Below are 16,583 nucleotides of genomic sequence, written 5' to 3' on the forward strand. Positions count from 1 at the left end.
CTATACCACAAAGTTGTATAGGCTCATAAAATGGCTGTGCCACTTTCGCGCCCTAAGCCCTATGCCTGGGCTAAGCCAGTACACGCAGCCTACGCAGCACGGCTGCCAGCGGGCGTCCGAGCTTGGGCACCGCCATAAGCTCGGACGCCGTGATCAGCCTCAAGCGTGCGAGGCCGATCACGAACACAACGGCGCCTACGGCTACGCCCAGCAGGCTCTCCGCGGCTGCCGTGGCGCGACCTCCGGCAGCCCATCCCAAGGCACCCAGCACAGCGCTGGTGCCCCACATCGCCGCCCCGGCCGCACCAGCCAGGGCGATAAGCAGTGCCGCCGGCTTGAGCACGCTGGCGGACCAGCTCCCACGCAGGCCTACCAAGCGAGCCAGCAGCACGATGTTGATCACCGCCGCCAGTAGATAGGCGACAGCCCCCGCGATGGCGGCTCCAGCCGTGCCTAGCTGCGGCACGAGCAGCCAGTTTAGCAGCGCCTTGGCTACTGCGGCCGCGAGCATCGCCAGAGCCGGCGCGCGAACCGCGCCGAGCCCTTGCAGCAGCGCAGCCGAGATGATGCTGAGCGTACCGCCAACGGCGGTTAGCGCCATCCAGCGTATGACCTCGCTGCCGGTGTCGTCCGCATAAAGCATCACATTGACGGGCACAGCCAGCACGATCAAGCCTGTCGCAGCGGCTAGTCCCAGCAACCAAAACCAGCGCAGCGATTGCTCGCACTGGCGACGTGCCAGCTCCGTACCGCCGGTCACCCGCGCCTCGGCCAGCGATGGAATGAATAATGCCGACAGTGTAGTGGCAAACATCATGACTAGCTGTACCAGCGGCAGACCTCGGTTATACACGCCAAAGGCCACCATAACCGCAGTATCGTCCAAACCCTCCTGCTTTAACAAGCGAGGTACGGTAAATGTGTCTACTAGGCTAATTAACGGAACGGCTAGCGCTCCAAGGCAAACAGGCAAGGCATAACGCAGCAGCGCCTTTAGCAAGGCACCGTTGCTTTCCGCCGGGTGTAGCTCTCCAGTTTGTGCTTGCACTGTCGCCATGACCGTCCCTTGCCTTCTAAGCCTCTTCCTGTGATTTCGCCAATATAGCAACATGACGACCAAGCCCGCTGCTCCACCTGCTGCTGAACCAAACACTGCTCCGGCGGCAATCATATCCGCCCCCGCTCCTTGTGACAGCATGAGTAGCAGCAGCATAATCATCACGCTTACCCGTATCGCCTGCTCCGTCACTTGGGAGATAGCAGTCGGAAGCATATTTTGCAAACCTTGAAAATATCCTCTCAGTCCCGCCATAACCGGCACGAACAAAAAGGCAAACGCCGCCGCCCTCACCGACGGAATGACGTGAGCATTGTCGATCCATTGACCAATGAGCGGCGCACACGTATACATCAGCACGCCCAGGATTAATCCAAAGACACCCAAGACAAGCGAAGATAGCCGTGCAACCCGTTGCCCTGCTGCCCGGTTTCCCACTGCCTCAAACTCAGCTACAAATTTGGATATTGCAGCCGGAAATCCAGCAGCTGCAATGGTAATGAACAGCGTATAAAAAGGATAAACCGTATTATAAATGCCAAACACGCCGTCGCCGCCGATATTCTGCAGCGGGATTTTTTGCACTGTGCCGATCAGCTTGCTCGCTACTGCTGCCAGTGTCAAAATGACAGCACCCCGTAGCAGCCGCGAAGCGGCGCGATTTTCCTGCATTCTCCGTCTCCACTCCCACCTGAAATATGCATCTTTCACGAGTCCTATTATACCGCCTCTTCTCCCGGAAAGAAAAAAAACCCTGTACAACGCAGGACGGCTTTCGCCATTCTGTACGTCATACAGGGGTGAAACGGGATGTTACTGTTCCATTTGTTTGCCCAGGAAGCCAGCGGCTGTTTCAGCCATTTTGATCTCCATTTCGGACATTTTTACGTTTTCGTCCTTGTTCAACAATACAACGGAACCAATGGGATCACCACCAGAAACAATGGGAGCCGCCACAAAGGACGAGAGTGTTTCTTCGTGGTCTCGCGTTAGCTCATAGGAGCCGCTGGCTGTCTCCAGCACAGTTTTGCGATTATCCATACTACCTTCGATAATGCTACCGATTGGCTTGTCCAGAAACTCTTTTTTAGAGCCTCCAGCCACCGTAATAATGGTGTCCCGATCGGTAATCATTGTAATATGGCCCGTGCTTTCAAACAGGGACTCAGCATATTCTTTGGCGAAATCACCAAGTTCACCAATAGGTGAATACTTTTTCAAAATGACTTCTCCGTCACGATCCACAAAAATCTCAAGCGGATCTCCTTCGCGAATTCTCAAGGTGCGGCGAATTTCCTTTGGAATAACTACCCGCCCAAGGTCATCAATACGGCGAACTATACCAGTAGCTTTCATTTCACATGTTGCCCCACTTTCTCAAGAAGAATTTAGTAAACTACTGACGGTATCGAAAGACGCTTCCACTCCCCCAGAAGCGGTCACGAAGAACGTCACGGTCATGGTGTTTATGGTGATATCTGACCATAGTATTCATCTGTTCCCAATTCCTTATGCATGTTCAGTTATTTACCTTCGTTTGTAGCTCCATCTTTGGCTGTTCCTGCTTTGGTATCGCCCGTACCGTTTGTTGTTGCGCCCGGTGTAGTTGTGCTACCAGCACCGGAAGTTGCACCGCTTTTCTCTTGCGTAGCTGGTACCTTCGGCAGATTGATTTTCAAATCAAGCTTCGTCAAATCATTTTCGGTAAAGTTTTGGATACTTTCCCCGGCCAATTTATTTTTCAGGGCAGCCTTTTCGTTATCTTTCAATTTATCAAACGTTGGCTCATTGCGGGACTCCACTTTGATCACGTGATATCCGTATTCCGTTTCCACTGGCTCACCGATTTTGTTAATCGGTTGAGTCTCAGCGGCCTCTTTAAAGGCAGGTACCCATTGCGCTACGGATGCATTCTCATACAGACCTCCGTTAGACGCAGAACCTGGGTCTTCTGAATACTTCTTGGCAATCGTTGCAAAATCGGCTCCTCCGTCCAGCTTCGCCTTCACTTCTTTAGCCAGCTTGAGGGCATCCTCTTTTTTGCGCTGTTTCTTCGTTTTAGGATCTTCGAAGTTAATTAATACATGACGCACGGTTGCTGTTGTGAATTGATCTTTATTTTTCTCAAATTCCTGTTTTAGCTGATCATCTGTTACTTTGTTGGTTTCGCTGTTGATTACCGTCATTACACGCGTGAAGTAATCTTTCACACCTTGTTCGGTCAGTTTTTTATCACTCAGAAATGTCTTGAACTTATCTTCTCCGACTGACTTTTTATACTGCTCCAGCTGTTCGTTCCCTTGTTTGGCACCCTGCTCCTTGGCTTTGTCGTCCGCTTTGGCCGCCAGAAGCTTGTACACCACTTCCTGCTTTACAATTTGCTCCCGTACCTGATCCGAAGCTAACGCAGACTCATATTCCGGGTAAAGGAATTTCATCATGCTAATTTCTTGGTTGAACTCATTTTCGGTAATGGTTCCACCCTTATAGGTCACGACAACCTTGCTGTTGTCCTTCGGTTCATCCTTGACCTTGTTCTCATCCGCTTGCTTCGTACATGCTGCCAGCACGGATATAGCTAGCAGCGCTGCCATTCCCAAGGAGAGCATTCTCCAAGGTTTTCTTTTATTTAGTTGTGGCATTTTGCAGTTCCTCCTTCAATGTGAATGCTTCTTTCAATGCACTCAAAAATTGTTCCAGCAGTTCTAGCAACTGTGGATCATCTAGACCTTTGCCCTTTATGCGTGCGCTCATAGAAGTGCCCTGTTCAAATTGTACACGTCTTTCAAAGCGATTGCCAATCTCGGCAAGTTTAGCAGTCTGTACCGCCTGCTGGCGCCCTTCATGGAATTTCAACACTATATTTTCATCGCGCTGCACTATGGACTCGATGCCATACATGCGTCCATATACCTTGAGACGAGCCACGGCTAGCAAATGAAGCACAGCCTCTGGCAGATCACCAAATCGGTCGACCAGTTCATCTTCCAGTTCGGAAGCCTCGTCAAAGGTGCTGACCGCTGCAACTTTTTTATAAATCTCAATCTTCTGGATGCTGTCATAAATATAGTCTCCTGGGAGGTAAGCATCGACGCCTAAATCAATCGACGTACTCCAATTCCGGTTGGACTGATCCTCTTCTCCAAGTACGCTGACTTTACGTTTATTAATTTCCTCAGCCAGCATCTGCGAGTAAAGATCAAAACCGACGGATGCGATGAATCCATGCTGCTCGGCGCCAAGCAAGTTACCCGCTCCGCGGATGGACAAATCGCGCATTGCAATCTTGAAGCCGGAGCCCAGCTCCGTAAATTCTTTAATCGACTGAAGGCGCTTCTCCGCCACTTCCGTGAGCACCTTATCCCGCTGGTACGTGAAGTAAGCATAGGCAATCCGATTGGAACGACCTACACGCCCACGCAGCTGATAAAGCTGGGATAGCCCCATTTTATCGGCATCATGCACAATGAGTGTATTCACATTTGGGATATCCACGCCGGTTTCGATTATGCTCGTACTGACCAGCACATCATATTCGCCATCCAGGAAATCCAAAATAGTTTTCTCCAGTTCGGTTTCGGACATCTGTCCGTGACCCACGCCCACCTTGGCCTCCGGTACGAGCGCATTGATCTCTGCTGCCATCTCCTGAATTCCCTGCACGCGATTATACAGATAGTACACCTGCCCTCCGCGTGCCATCTCGCGTTCAATGGCCTCACGAACTAGAGTCTGGCTGTGCTCAACCACATAGGTTTGCACTGGAAAACGGTTTTCCGGTGGCGTCTCAATGACTGACAAGTCACGTACACCCAGCATGGACATATGCAACGTACGCGGAATAGGTGTTGCCGTTAATGTCAGCACATCTACGTTCGTTTTCAGCTTCTTCAGCTTTTCCTTGTGGGTTACGCCAAATCGCTGTTCTTCATCGACAATCAGCATTCCCAAGTCCTTAAACACCAGATCCTGCGACAACAGACGATGGGTACCAATGACAATATCGACCGTGCCTTGCCGGACCCCTTTAATCGTCTCATTCTGCTCTTTGCGCGAGCGGAAACGGCTCAATACCTGAATATTGAACGGATACCCTGAAAAACGTTCACGGAACGTCTCATAGTGTTGTTGTGCCAAAATTGTCGTCGGTACCAGCACCGCTACTTGTTTGCCTTCAATAGCAGACTTAAAAGCAGCACGAATAGCAACTTCAGTTTTGCCGTAACCTACATCACCGCATAGCAAACGATCCATCGGGCGACTCTGCTCCATGTCCTTCTTAATCTCTTCAATGGCCCGAATCTGGTCACGTGTCTCATCATACGGGAACATATCCTCAAACTCTTGTTGCTCCGGTGAATCCTTTTCAAAAGCAAACCCTGGCGCCGACTGTCGTTCTGCATATAGCTTGATCAAGTCATCCGCAATATCCTGAACCGAGCTGCGCACCTTACTTTTAACCCGTGTCCACTCATTGCCACCCAGTTTATAAATCTTGGGTTCCTTGTCCTCTGAGCCGACATATTTCTGAATCAGATCAATTTGTTCAATCGGTACAGACAACTTATCTCCACCCGCATAGAGGACATGCATGTAATCCTTATGGATACCGCCAACCTCCAGCGTGCCGATCCCCATGTACTTCCCGATCCCGTGATTTTGGTGTACGACGTAGTCGCCCACCTTCAGCTCGCTATAGCTCTTAATCCGTTCTGCATTGTCCACATGCCGCCCCTGCTTACGTGCTTTCCGCTGCTTCTGGGAAAACATTTCACCCTCAGTGATGACTGCCAGATGAATAGACGGCATTTCAAAACCGCTTTGCAGATTGCCGATAGCCATCGTCGGCTCATCAATACCATAATCTTCAAGCACTCGGCGCATCCGATCCAGACGTTCATCTCCACTCGCCAGCATCATAACCTGTGTGCCCGCTTTGCGCCAACGATCCATCTCCGCCTTGAGCACATTCATTTGGCCATGGAAATCCTGCATGCCTCGGCAGATGAAGTTCAAAATATTTTGTGGCTGGGTATGAGGAACCTGACGGAGGAAAATCGACAGGAACAACGTCTGAAATCTCCGGTTGTACAGCAGATTGTCCGCGTCATCTGACAGTTCTAGCTGCGGTAACGTTTTACCGTTTTGAAGCAAATGCAGATTCCATTCCGACTCATCTCGTTCCAGTTGCTTGGCTGTTTCCAGCATACGTGCCGGTTCATCAATAATCAGAATCGTATCTTCCGGCATATAGTCTGCTAGGGTTTTACGTTCAGGATACAGCAGGGAGATATATTTATAGATTTCGTCAAAATACACATGCTCTCGCAGCAACTCAATTTCACGATGAATCTCTTCTTTCAGGTGCTGCTTAGCTTGACGATCCGTCATTTTGCCCAGCTGCTCCTCCAACAAAATAGCAGCGGCATCCGCCGCCTGGCCCATACGCTGGTTATTCGCAATAACTTCCTTACACGGTGTTACAGTAACGTCCTGAACCTTTTCCACCGAGCGCTGATCTTGCGGATCAAACTTACGGATCGAGTCAATTTCATCGTCAAACAGCTCCACACGATAGCCCCAACGGGTTGTCATTGGATAAAAATCAATAATTCCTCCGCGTACGCTCATCTCTCCACGTGATTCCACACGCTCTACACGCTGGTATCCCATCTCGACCATATGTAGCAAAAACGCTTCCAGCTGAATCGTTTCGCCTTCTTTCAGCTCAATACGAGCCTCACGCCATGTTTCCGGAATTGGCAGTAAACGTCGGACACCAGAAAACGGCACGACAACAATCCCACGAAAACCCTGGGCGCAGCGTATCAATACATCAATTCGTTGGGACAATGTCTCTGGACTAGATATTGCTGCTTCAGCAGCTACCAGCTCATTAGCAGGATACAATAAAACCTGATCAGGAGAAAGCGCTTCCTGTAAGTCATCTGCTATTTTTTGAGCGGCAAACATATTGTGCGTCATGACCATTAACGGTCGTCCGGTATCTTCGGCAAGCGCGGCCATCAGTACCTGTCGGGAAGAGCCTGATAAACCTGATATCAGTTGTTCCTTCATCCCTGATGATATGCCTGCTGCAATGGATGCATAATCAGCATCCTTCGTAAAAGCCTGAATAAGTGCTTGTAACAAAAAAGGCACCCCTTTATGCTTATAAATAGTTACATGTAAACCGAAAAAGAAGCCTCAGCAATGCTGCCAAGGCTCCATAAGCGGAATTGCCGCTTCACCTCTCAAGCTGGTACATCCTACCAGTTGAATACCTGTTATTGGAGCGGATTAACGAGCAGACTCAGCTCTGGATTATTCTCCAATGCCTGACTGCAATGCTCGCAAATGACTTTGACGGTCACTTCACCACCCGAATTATACGCTATTATATCTCTACGTTCGGCAGGGGTCAAGGAATGGAAGCCCAACCTTTCTTCGGTTATTGCTGCGGAATCAATTCGTCCCAAGAAAGTTCGACAATGTCTGCATACATAATTAACAATCATGTAATGTATATGCCTCCTGAAAGTTTTCTATACCTTTCAGTATGTCCAACAATCTTCCATTTAAGCCCGTCTGCCTACGTCTGAACTTACTTGTTGAATTCAGCCATCGTCCGTTCAAACGGATGACTCAAGCTATGCTCTAAGGCGTTGCACGTGTCCTCGATCATTCCGGCCAGTAATTCTTTTTCCTTCTTTGGAAAGGTACCCAGAACATAATCGACAATAGCATGTCCAGGCTCCGGGCGGGAAATGCCCATACGTATCCGATTGAAGGACTGCGTGCCGGTATGCTGAATGATCGATTTAATGCCGTTATGACCGCCTGCGCTACCTTGATAACGCAATCTTATTTTACCGACTTCTGTATCCAGATCATCGTACACGACAACCAGATCTTCCATATCGGCCTTATAGTAGTCCATATAAGCACGTAGAGACTCGCCTGATAGATTCATATAGGTCATTGGCTTAATCAGTACGGTTTTCACGCCACCAATGTGGCCCTCTCCAATCAATGCCTTGCATTTGCTTTGGTTAATCTGGATGTTATGACGCGAGGCAAGAGCATCCAATGCCATAAATCCGACATTATGTCTCGTTTTCTCGTATTGGGGACCGGGGTTGCCCAATCCTACAATCCACTTCATAACCTTGACACCCTCTTTCACAGTCTGGATTTTTTGGTAAAATAGTTGTATTGAGGATTTTGCAAAAATCTAATAAGCGACTTTCAATGAACAATATATAGATCGAAATGGTCTAGTTCGTCTATATATTGCACTTTAGAGCGACTGGAATCGAATTTTGCAAAGTCCTGGTATTGAATAGGAAGGTGCGTGCCGGTATGCTCAATCAAGGTGATATCCTCTTATATGACAGCCATTTTCTATATCATTTAAAACATTCCGTTCCTGTCCAGATATATGACGGGAATGTACATATTCAGATTGGCATCGTTGCGCGTTTTAATGAGCATTTCGTCGAAATAGAGGACACACTATACAATCGTCAACGCTTCACATTCATATCTCGCCCAGGCTTTTAGCCTGACATGCTGATAGGGGTTACCTTTTCCATATGGAAAAGGCAACCCCTTTTTTAATGAGCCAGCGCTTATTCGATTTCAAACAGTTTGCTGATCGACAATTCTTCATGCACACGGATGATAGCTTCTCCCATTAATGGAGCCACAGACAATACCTTCAGCTTGCTTGTCGGATTCGGGTGGACGATCGGGATCGTATCCGTCACAACCACCTCTTTTAATGGCGAATTCTCCAGTCTTTCCATAGCAGGACCGGAAAGCACAGCATGTGTACAACACGCATACACATCTTTTACGCCGCCTTCTTTAAGCGCATTTGCACCTAATACAATCGTTCCGGCTGTATCAATGATATCATCAATTAAAATAGCCGTTTTACCCTCAATGTTCCCGATGATGTTCATCACTTCACTGACATTTGGCTCTGGACGACGCTTATCAATAATAGCGAGCGGCGCACTCAGGAAGTCCGCCAGCTTACGAGCACGAACAACCCCACCATGATCGGGTGAAACGACAATCGGGTTCTCAATTTGCTTGGAACGGAAATATTGGGCCAGAATTGGCGCTCCCAGCATATGATCCACTGGAATATCAAAGAATCCCTGAATCTGCATCGCATGCAAATCCATGCTGATCACGCGGTGAGCTCCCGCTTTTTCAATCAAGTTAGCGACAAGTTTCGCTGTAATCGGATCGCGTGAACGAGCTTTACGATCCTGACGAGCGTAACCGTAATATGGCATAACGACATTGATACTTTTGGCAGAAGCGCGTTTAAGTGCATCAATCATAACCAATAACTCCATCAAGTTGTCGTTAACCGGCAGACAAGTTGACTGCACAATATACACATGGCAGCCGCGTACGCTTTCGGACAGCTTAACCTGGATTTCACCGTCACTAAACGATGTGGTATGGGATTCCCCCATTGGGATGCCGATGTAGTCCGCAATCTGGTGGGCTAACTTCGGATTGGAGTTACAAGTAAATATTTTGAGTTTGGAATCGCAATAAGTCATTAATAGAAACCCTCCGTGCTGGTTCATTCATTACAGATTCAACAGCTTGCTGATTAGGTCATTCCGATCTTTTCTTCTTCGCTTTGGCACGTGCGCGGATTTTGTCCGCATATCCGGCTTTGTTCTCTTGACGTGGTCTGGCAATGGCCAGATCGTTATCAGGGACAGCATGTGTTACAGTGGAGCCTGCTACAACATAAGCACCTTTTCCAATCTTAATCGGGGCGATCAGATTCACGTTGCTGCCAATAAAGGCATCGTCTTCAATTTCTGTAATGGATTTATTATATCCATCATAATTGACCGTTATTGCCCCGCAGCCAATATTTACGTTTGTACCCACCTTGGCATCACCGACATAGCTCAAATGAGACACCTTGGAATGATCTCCAATGGTCGCATTTTTCACCTCAACAAAATCACCAATTTTCACATGTTCGCCAAGCTTCGCGCCTGGACGCAGATAAGCAAACGGCCCCACAGATGTACTGCTTCCCACTTCCGCTTCGTTCAACACCGAATGTTTTACCGTTGCGCCTGAATGGATAATCGTATTCTGAATCTCAGCCTGCGGACCAATCACACAATCTTCTCCGATTTGTGTTTGACCATGCAGCCATGTGTTCGGGTACAGTACTGTATCGGAACCAATAACAACCTCGCTCCCGATATAGGTAGAAGACGGATCAATGACAGTGACACCATTCAGCATATGCTTGCGAACGATGCGCTCACGCATATAACCCTCAGCTACCGACAAAGCGACTCTGTCGTTAACACCGATGGATTCAGACACATCATCTGTCAAATACGCCTCAACCTGCTCACCTTCACCATGCAAAATACCAATGACATCTGTCAGGTAATATTCCTGCTGTGCATTGGTGTTCGTTACCTTGTCCAGCGCTGCAAACAGCTTGGCATTGTCAAAGCAGTACGTTCCCGTATTGATCTCCCGGACAGCATCTTCCTCAGGTGAACAATCTTTCTGTTCCACGATCTTGAGCACAGCCCCGGAAGCATCACGGATAACTCGTCCATATCCTTTCGGGTCGTCCAACTCAGCGGTCAGAATCGTCGCAGCCGCCCCACGGCTCTCGTGCAGTTGCACCAAGCCCTCTAGCGTTTCTGCTGTGATCAAAGGAGTATCCCCACAAATGACAATGGTTGTACCTTTTTCCTGAGCGAGCAAGTCCTTGGCTTGTTTGACAGCATGGCCCGTTCCCAACTGCTCTGCCTGAAGCGCATATTCTGCCGACGGCCCCAAATAAGACTGTACCTCCTCTGCCCCATGACCCACGACGACTACACTTCGGGACACACCGATTTCACGAACCGTGTCGAGCACATGCCCGACCATCGGTTTTCCGCACACCGGATGCAGAACTTTATATAATTTGGATTTCATACGTTTTCCCTGCCCTGCGGCAAGAATGACTGCCAACCTTTCCAACAAGTCCAACCTCCTATCCTGAAAATAACAGTTACCCCTTGGCTAAAACGTTAATTCCCAGATCAGATTTTGCTTAACTTTTCACAATCCTCCTGAAAAATAACGGCGAACCTTTGGTTAATGGCTATTTTTTCAGGCCAGCTTGTGCTGGACATACATCCCCGGGACGCATCGCTGCCTAGTCCCTGTCTTATGAAAAAGCCGCTTCGGCAGCCCGGATGGCTCCAAGTTGCCTTAAAACTGACTGTTAACTCACTAAAGAATATATCTCATTCCAGACAAAAAGAAAAGAGAGCCACAGTTAGTGGCTCTCTTTTTCTTTTGTACCCCAATCCTGCTTTAGGCGAATTAAGCGCCTTCTTCAATAGCAACTTCTTCATCCACAGCTGCACGTTCGTACTCAGTCAATACAGCAGCTTGGATCTTCTCACGGGTTCCTGAAGATATCGGGTGAGCGATATCGCGAAACTCTCCGTCTGGAGTTCGTTTGCTTGGCATAGCTACGAACATCCCGTTATTACCGTCGATAACTCGGATGTCATGAACAACAAACTCATTATCAATCGTAATGGATGCAATCGCCTTCATTCTTCCTTCTGAGTTCACTCGGCGGAGTCTAACATCCGTAATCTGCATGTGTGTTTCACCACCTTTTTCCAAATAGGACTTGGTGTATACATTCCACACAGCAGTTCGAAATCCTTCTTTTTTTCGGCAATTCGTATCCTAAATTCAGGTAATTTTTTTGAAAAGATTTCTTTTCGACATATTTAGGTATTTTATGATGGATTGTGACAATTTACTGCCCTGTTCACTCATCAAAATAATTGCCCAGCTTGACTGTAATTTGCTTGCTTCGAGAATCGACTGCGGTCAGATTCGCCAGTGAAATATAATCGTGCAGCAGGCGCTCTTCGTTCTCCACCTCGCCTGATTCTACCAGCACACCTACACCGGCCACCTCAGCATCGAACTCAGCCAACAAGTCGACCATTCCCTGAATCGTGCCACCGGCCTTCATAAAATCATCTACGATGAGCACACGCGATTTCTCACGCATCGCACGTCTGGATAAAGACATCGTATGCAGGCTCTTTTGTGATCCTGAAACATAATTAATACTTACAGCCGAGCCTTCTGTCACCTGATGATCACGCCGTACGAGAACGACTGGCAAATTCAGCTGTGCTCCGGTTGCATAGGCAAGTGGAATACCCTTGGTCTCCACCGTCATAACCACATCAATCTGACGATTGGCAAAAGCGGTCGCAAATATTTTACCAGCTTCGTTCATCATCGCAGGTTGGCCCAGCAAATCGGACAAATACAGGTATCCTCCCGGTAATATGCGGTCAGGTTGCTCCAGTTGCCCACATAGGTCGTTCGCAAACGCAAGCGCATGCTGCTTGGAAAGCCTCGGGATCAGTTTCACGCCCCCTGCCGCTCCCGCCAGCGTCAGAAGCTCGCCAGTACCCTCATCCTCAAATACTTCCTTGATGATGGCCAAATCCTCGCTTATGGACGACTTAGCTGCCCCGTAGCGATCCGCAAAATGAGTAAGAGGCACCAGCGTATGCGGCCGTGACAATAAAAATTGCGTCATTTCCACCAATCGTGAGCTTCTTTTAAGTTTTTTCACAACAATTCCTCGCGATCTATTCTCCTGCCGCCCGCTTTGTACAGTAAAGCACCGGCGGACTGGCCGGTTGCTGGCGGAATGTAAGTGATATAGTAAAATCCGAATATTTAATAGTAAATATATCATCTTCGTACGTATTTGTACAACAATTACCACTATAATAAGAAAAAATTATCTAAAATCAGGTCAAAAGTCGTACTGCGTACACATCTTTACAAAAACCTCTTAGTCCATTATAAATCCGTGGCACTTTGGCTTCCTTCGATACCAGTCCGAACACCGTAGGTCCACTACCTGACATCAGCACACCGTCTGCTCCTAAGCGGATCATGGAACTTTTAAGATGCTCTACCTCTGGATACAGCTTTAGTGTTACATCCTCAAGTACATTCCCCAGCGCGTTGCATACTTCGGTAAAAGAAGCGTTGCGGATTGCATGCTCCATCTGACGGGCAGACGGGTGGTGCGTAATCTGATCTGCTTTGACACGACCATATACTTCAGCCGTCGACACATTAATCGGCGGCTTCGCAAGGATCACCCAGCATTGTGGCGGATTCGGAAGTGGCTTGAGCAGTTCTCCGCGTCCGCTCGCTAAAGCTGTACCCCCTGTAATACAGAAAGGTACATCTGAGCCCAACTCAGCACCCAGCACCCTTAATTCTGCATCCGAGATGCCAAGCTTCCATAGCTTGTTCAGTCCACGCAGCGCTGCGGCAGCATCACTACTTCCACCCGCCAACCCTGCCGCCACCGGGATATGCTTATCCAGATGGATGTGGACGCCCGTAGACACGTTATAACGTTCTTTGATCAGACGCGCAGCCTGAAAAGCCAAGTTCTTTTCATCCAATGGTATGTACCCGGCTTGACTTGAAATAATAATGGTATCACGCGGTAACTCAGACATCGTCAATCGGTCAGACAGATCGACCATGGTCATAATCATCTCGACCTCGTGATAGCCATCGTCCCGCTTACGTAGAACATCAAGCATTAAATTGATTTTCGCCGGTGCTTTTTCATATATTTTCAAGGCGTTCACCCACCTTCAACTTTTCCCTCAAGACAGCTTAACATATTATATCAGACTCAGCGTGTCAAGTCATGAGGTTCAAAAAAGCGGAGATGACCCGGTCTAATCCCGGATATCCCCGCTTTTCATCAGCACCACCGATGGCTACGATTTGCGGGAAGCTGCCTGCTCGGCAAGTTGGATAGCCCGCTTGACCATATTGCCCGCATCCTTGGCTTTAATGCCTCCCCAGCCTTCTTCCTTGACCGTGTCGTAAAACCCAAGATCTTTGGCTAGCTCGTACTTTAGCTCCTCCGACATGACACTCCGTCTTCTTCGGCTCATACATACGCCTCCTTCGGCAATGGAATAAGGAAGATCATTCCCGGCTTAGTATGTGCAGAGATGTCATGCTTCATCCTGCTCTGTATATACAAAACGGCCCCGTCATTTGAAATGACGAAGCCGTCGTTAAACCTGCAAAGCTGGTATAAATCACGAAATCAATTAAGGTGTTTCAAAATATTCGACTACACTTGTATGGGAGTCGGGATCATATACGCTGACTTCCACCGACTCGGTAAGAATGTCAGCATAGCTGTAGGAGACACGTTTAAACGTCTGTTGCTCCTGATCCAGCTTGACGATAAAAACAGAAGGGTACGTTTCTTCCAAGACACCAGTTCGTTCGACGGTCTTACGGCGTCCGCCGTTAGCCCGCAGCAAAATTTTTTGCCCTACATGTGCGTCGAGACTGCGTTTGATTTCCAACAGCGTATTTTTAGCCATTGCCTAACGACCACCTCTTTCCTTGTCCATTATAACGAATTTTAGAGGGATTGTCAAATCAAGCTAAATATTATAGCAACACGAAAAATAAGTTGTCAATTTAATTTTTTGCGAACAGGAATAATTTATATAAAAAATGACAAAAAGCCTCTGAAAGCAGAGGCTTTTTGTTCAGATTAATCCTATTGGCACATTTGAATCCTAGATTGCGGAAGGCGTTACTTTAAGCGTAGACAAATTTTCAAGCTTCGGCAGGCCGATGCGATAGCTTCCCCTAGTTTCAATTCCACCCACTCCGCGACTGCCGCTGATTGTCTGGTGAAACAGGTCCCCCATGTTGACCGTATCACGGATCGAAGTAAAGGCCGCCTTGGCAGCCACGTAAACGGGGTCCAGCGCGTGAATCAGGATACGCCCTGGTGAGCTGGCGAAGTTCGCCCCCGCACGTAGCAGCGCCTCAAAATGGGACTGGCACGCCCCTGCTACAATCGTCAGCGAATCCAGATGACGTTCATATTGTCTTGCTACCTGAATCGCCGCCACAAAATTTTGCGAATTTTTATAACTTTTCAAGCTGTACAAATCGTAAGGCTGTGGCTGCTTCAGCACACCGTCATGTCCGGTAATGACTACGATATCTGGACGGATACGGGGAAGCAGTCGGTACAACGTGTCCGCCATTGCCGATTCGTGAACGTGATGTCCCTCTGCAGGAACACGGAGCTGTTCATATAAACTGAGACATTTTTTCAAATAGCCGGGATCTCCATCCAGATGAAGAACCTTTCCCGGCATTTCAAAATACGTTGACTCGACCGGATCACTCCAGTCCCCAACCAGAGCTGCCTGACTACGAGCAGCTTGCTGCTGACGTGCCCGTTGCAACAGATTAAGAGACTCACCAGCCTTAATGTGGGCCTGCTGAGTCTTACCACTAATCTGGTCTGCAGGCACTCTGACCAGATCGTTCACCGGGGAATCGGCCAGCAGCCGAAATTCTATTCCCTTAATGATCGCTTTATCCCGCTGGATGTCCTCAACACGAAACGTGACATCTCCGCCGTACGATTTCCGAACGACCAAGTCTCCTAAACTCATCACACTGTATCACCCCTCCTATATCGTATGGGTGAATGCACAGTTTGGTTCCAGCTTAGGATATACCTGCCTCCAACAGCACAGCGCTGAGACGCGCAAATTCCTCAATACTTAGCGTTTCTCCTCGACGCGAGGGTTCAATACCAGCTCGTTGCAACAACGGCTCCAGCGTGTCCCTGTTCTCTTTGGTGAAGAAACGGCTTTTTAAGTTATTGGAAATGGTTTTACGACGCTGGGCAAAAGCAGCATGAACCACTTCAAAGAAATGCTTCTCATCCACCACTTCCACTGGAGGGGCTTCCCGTACACGCAATCGGATGACTGCAGACTCCACATTCGGCTGGGGAATAAATACTGTATTCGGCACAATACAGACTAATTCAGGTTCGCTGTAATATTGCACTGCAATGCTCAGACTGCCGTAATCCTTCGTCCCAGGAGACGCAGCCATGCGCTCAGCCACTTCTTTTTGGATCATAACAACGATATTCTCCAAAGGGAGCTTGTCCTCCAGCAGCCTCATCAGAATCGGTGTAGTAACGTAGTACGGTAGATTAGCCACAACACTTACTTTGCTCACGTCTGCAAAATCGGCTGCGAACACCTCGCGCAAATCCAGCTTCAGCACGTCTCCATGACGTACCTTCACATGCTCGTAAGGGGCCAACACTTCTTCGAGAATTGGCAGCAGCCGCTGGTCAATCTCGACAGCGGTAACTGCCTTGGCCGATTGGGCCAGCTTCTCGGTCAAAGCACCAATCCCAGGACCGATTTCAAGTGCGCCCTTTGTCTCATCCAATCCGGCAGCATTTACAATCTTATTGAGAATATTCTGATCAATCAGGAAATTTTGTCCCAAACTCTTTTTGAACGAAAAACCGTGCCGTTGAATAATGTCCTTCGTACGCCGCGGTGTTGCTATATCTTGAATCCCTGTCATATAGATA

At 48.4% G+C, this 16,583-nt stretch carries 16 protein-coding genes; 1 reads left to right on the top strand and 15 read right to left on the bottom strand.

The genetic code is table 11. From position 1 onward, the window contains the following. Nucleotides 1-70: 70 nt before the first annotated feature. The 6 genes from ACQW03_RS10960 to pth form a co-directional block, all read right to left on the bottom strand. Nucleotides 71-1,729, bottom strand: a complete 1,659-nt coding sequence (locus tag ACQW03_RS10960) for a putative polysaccharide biosynthesis protein (protein WP_076294545.1) — start codon at nt 1,727-1,729, stop codon at nt 71-73. Between the two features lie 141 nt (nt 1,730-1,870). Further along, nucleotides 1,871-2,413: a stage V sporulation protein T gene (spoVT, locus tag ACQW03_RS10965; protein WP_023986438.1), complete on the bottom strand. Its 543-nt coding sequence runs from the start codon at nt 2,411-2,413 to the stop codon at nt 1,871-1,873. 167 nt (nt 2,414-2,580) lie between these two features. Beyond that, nucleotides 2,581-3,699, bottom strand: coding sequence for a peptidylprolyl isomerase (locus tag ACQW03_RS10970; RefSeq protein ID WP_071639011.1), 1,119 nt, complete (start codon nt 3,697-3,699; stop codon nt 2,581-2,583). Beyond that, entirely contained in the window at nt 3,683-7,210 is a 3,528-nt protein-coding gene (gene mfd, locus ACQW03_RS10975) for a transcription-repair coupling factor (RefSeq protein WP_441949679.1), read from the bottom strand. The genes ACQW03_RS10970 and mfd overlap by 17 nt, the downstream gene beginning before the upstream one ends. A 134-nt stretch (nt 7,211-7,344) precedes the next feature. Then, complete coding sequence (locus ACQW03_RS10980) at nt 7,345-7,575, bottom strand: anti-sigma-F factor Fin family protein (protein ID WP_013308128.1); 231 nt, start codon at nt 7,573-7,575, stop codon at nt 7,345-7,347. Between the two features lie 86 nt (nt 7,576-7,661). Continuing rightward, a complete protein-coding gene (gene pth / locus ACQW03_RS10985) occupies nt 7,662-8,222 on the bottom strand; it encodes an aminoacyl-tRNA hydrolase (RefSeq protein WP_023986435.1) in 561 nt (186 codons plus the stop codon). 197 nt (nt 8,223-8,419) lie between these two features. Between pth and ACQW03_RS10990 the strand changes: the two genes are divergently transcribed. Further along, nucleotides 8,420-8,620, top strand: coding sequence for a hypothetical protein (locus tag ACQW03_RS10990; protein ID WP_023986434.1), 201 nt, complete (start codon nt 8,420-8,422; stop codon nt 8,618-8,620). A gap of 68 nt (nt 8,621-8,688) precedes the next feature. On the opposite strand, the gene ACQW03_RS10995 is transcribed toward ACQW03_RS10990, so the two are convergent. From ACQW03_RS10995 to rsmA, 9 genes are all read right to left on the bottom strand, one after another. Further along, nucleotides 8,689-9,642, bottom strand: coding sequence for a ribose-phosphate diphosphokinase (locus ACQW03_RS10995; protein ID WP_013308125.1), 954 nt, complete (start codon nt 9,640-9,642; stop codon nt 8,689-8,691). Nucleotides 9,643-9,700: 58 nt separating this feature from the next. Beyond that, the gene (gene glmU / locus ACQW03_RS11000) at nt 9,701-11,098 is read right to left on the bottom strand and encodes a bifunctional UDP-N-acetylglucosamine diphosphorylase/glucosamine-1-phosphate N-acetyltransferase GlmU (protein WP_220030529.1); all 1,398 of its coding nucleotides are present in this window, start codon (nt 11,096-11,098) and stop codon (nt 9,701-9,703) included. A gap of 345 nt (nt 11,099-11,443) precedes the next feature. Then, a complete protein-coding gene (gene spoVG / locus ACQW03_RS11005) occupies nt 11,444-11,731 on the bottom strand; it encodes a septation regulator SpoVG (RefSeq protein ID WP_007428016.1) in 288 nt (95 codons plus the stop codon). A 175-nt stretch (nt 11,732-11,906) separates the two neighbouring features. Next, on the bottom strand, nt 11,907-12,734 hold the full coding sequence (gene purR, locus ACQW03_RS11010; RefSeq protein ID WP_071639009.1) for a pur operon repressor: 828 nt from the start codon (nt 12,732-12,734) through the stop codon (nt 11,907-11,909). Nucleotides 12,735-12,915: 181 nt separating this feature from the next. Beyond that, nucleotides 12,916-13,770, bottom strand: a complete 855-nt coding sequence (gene ispE / locus ACQW03_RS11015) for a 4-(cytidine 5'-diphospho)-2-C-methyl-D-erythritol kinase (RefSeq protein ID WP_025723213.1) — start codon at nt 13,768-13,770, stop codon at nt 12,916-12,918. Between the two features lie 144 nt (nt 13,771-13,914). Continuing rightward, nucleotides 13,915-14,094, bottom strand: coding sequence for a small, acid-soluble spore protein, alpha/beta type (locus ACQW03_RS11020; protein ID WP_007428013.1), 180 nt, complete (start codon nt 14,092-14,094; stop codon nt 13,915-13,917). A gap of 162 nt (nt 14,095-14,256) precedes the next feature. Continuing rightward, the gene (gene veg / locus ACQW03_RS11025; RefSeq protein ID WP_013308120.1) at nt 14,257-14,538 is read right to left on the bottom strand and encodes a biofilm formation stimulator Veg; all 282 of its coding nucleotides are present in this window, start codon (nt 14,536-14,538) and stop codon (nt 14,257-14,259) included. Between the two features lie 201 nt (nt 14,539-14,739). Further along, entirely contained in the window at nt 14,740-15,636 is an 897-nt protein-coding gene (gene yabG / locus ACQW03_RS11030) for a sporulation peptidase YabG (protein ID WP_023986432.1), read from the bottom strand. A 55-nt stretch (nt 15,637-15,691) separates the two neighbouring features. Further along, on the bottom strand, nt 15,692-16,576 hold the full coding sequence (gene rsmA / locus ACQW03_RS11035) for a 16S rRNA (adenine(1518)-N(6)/adenine(1519)-N(6))-dimethyltransferase RsmA (protein WP_071639008.1): 885 nt from the start codon (nt 16,574-16,576) through the stop codon (nt 15,692-15,694). Between the last annotated feature and the right edge of the window lie 7 nt (nt 16,577-16,583).

It is taken from the genome of Paenibacillus sp. DRB1-1, from assembly GCF_052119485.1.
In the GTDB taxonomy this organism is placed as follows: domain Bacteria; phylum Bacillota; class Bacilli; order Paenibacillales; family Paenibacillaceae; genus Paenibacillus; species Paenibacillus polymyxa_B.

Coding starts and splice junctions, on each gene's coding strand:
- ACQW03_RS10980 (WP_013308128.1), bottom strand. CDS start 7,575: ATGATTGTTAATTATGTATGCAGACATTGTCGAACTTTCTTGGGACGA.
- yabG (WP_023986432.1), bottom strand. CDS start 15,636: ATGAGTTTAGGAGACTTGGTCGTTCGGAAATCGTACGGCGGAGATGTC.
- ACQW03_RS10995 (WP_013308125.1), bottom strand. CDS start 9,642: ATGACTTATTGCGATTCCAAACTCAAAATATTTACTTGTAACTCCAAT.
- ACQW03_RS10970 (WP_071639011.1), bottom strand. CDS start 3,699: ATGCCACAACTAAATAAAAGAAAACCTTGGAGAATGCTCTCCTTGGGA.
- rsmA (WP_071639008.1), bottom strand. CDS start 16,576: ATGACAGGGATTCAAGATATAGCAACACCGCGGCGTACGAAGGACATT.
- ACQW03_RS11020 (WP_007428013.1), bottom strand. CDS start 14,094: ATGAGCCGAAGAAGACGGAGTGTCATGTCGGAGGAGCTAAAGTACGAG.
- pth (WP_023986435.1), bottom strand. CDS start 8,222: ATGAAGTGGATTGTAGGATTGGGCAACCCCGGTCCCCAATACGAGAAA.
- veg (WP_013308120.1), bottom strand. CDS start 14,538: ATGGCTAAAAATACGCTGTTGGAAATCAAACGCAGTCTCGACGCACAT.
- ACQW03_RS10960 (WP_076294545.1), bottom strand. CDS start 1,729: ATGCAGGAAAATCGCGCCGCTTCGCGGCTGCTACGGGGTGCTGTCATT.
- spoVG (WP_007428016.1), bottom strand. CDS start 11,731: ATGCAGATTACGGATGTTAGACTCCGCCGAGTGAACTCAGAAGGAAGA.
- spoVT (WP_023986438.1), bottom strand. CDS start 2,413: ATGAAAGCTACTGGTATAGTTCGCCGTATTGATGACCTTGGGCGGGTA.
- ACQW03_RS10990 (WP_023986434.1), top strand. CDS start 8,420: ATGCTCAATCAAGGTGATATCCTCTTATATGACAGCCATTTTCTATAT.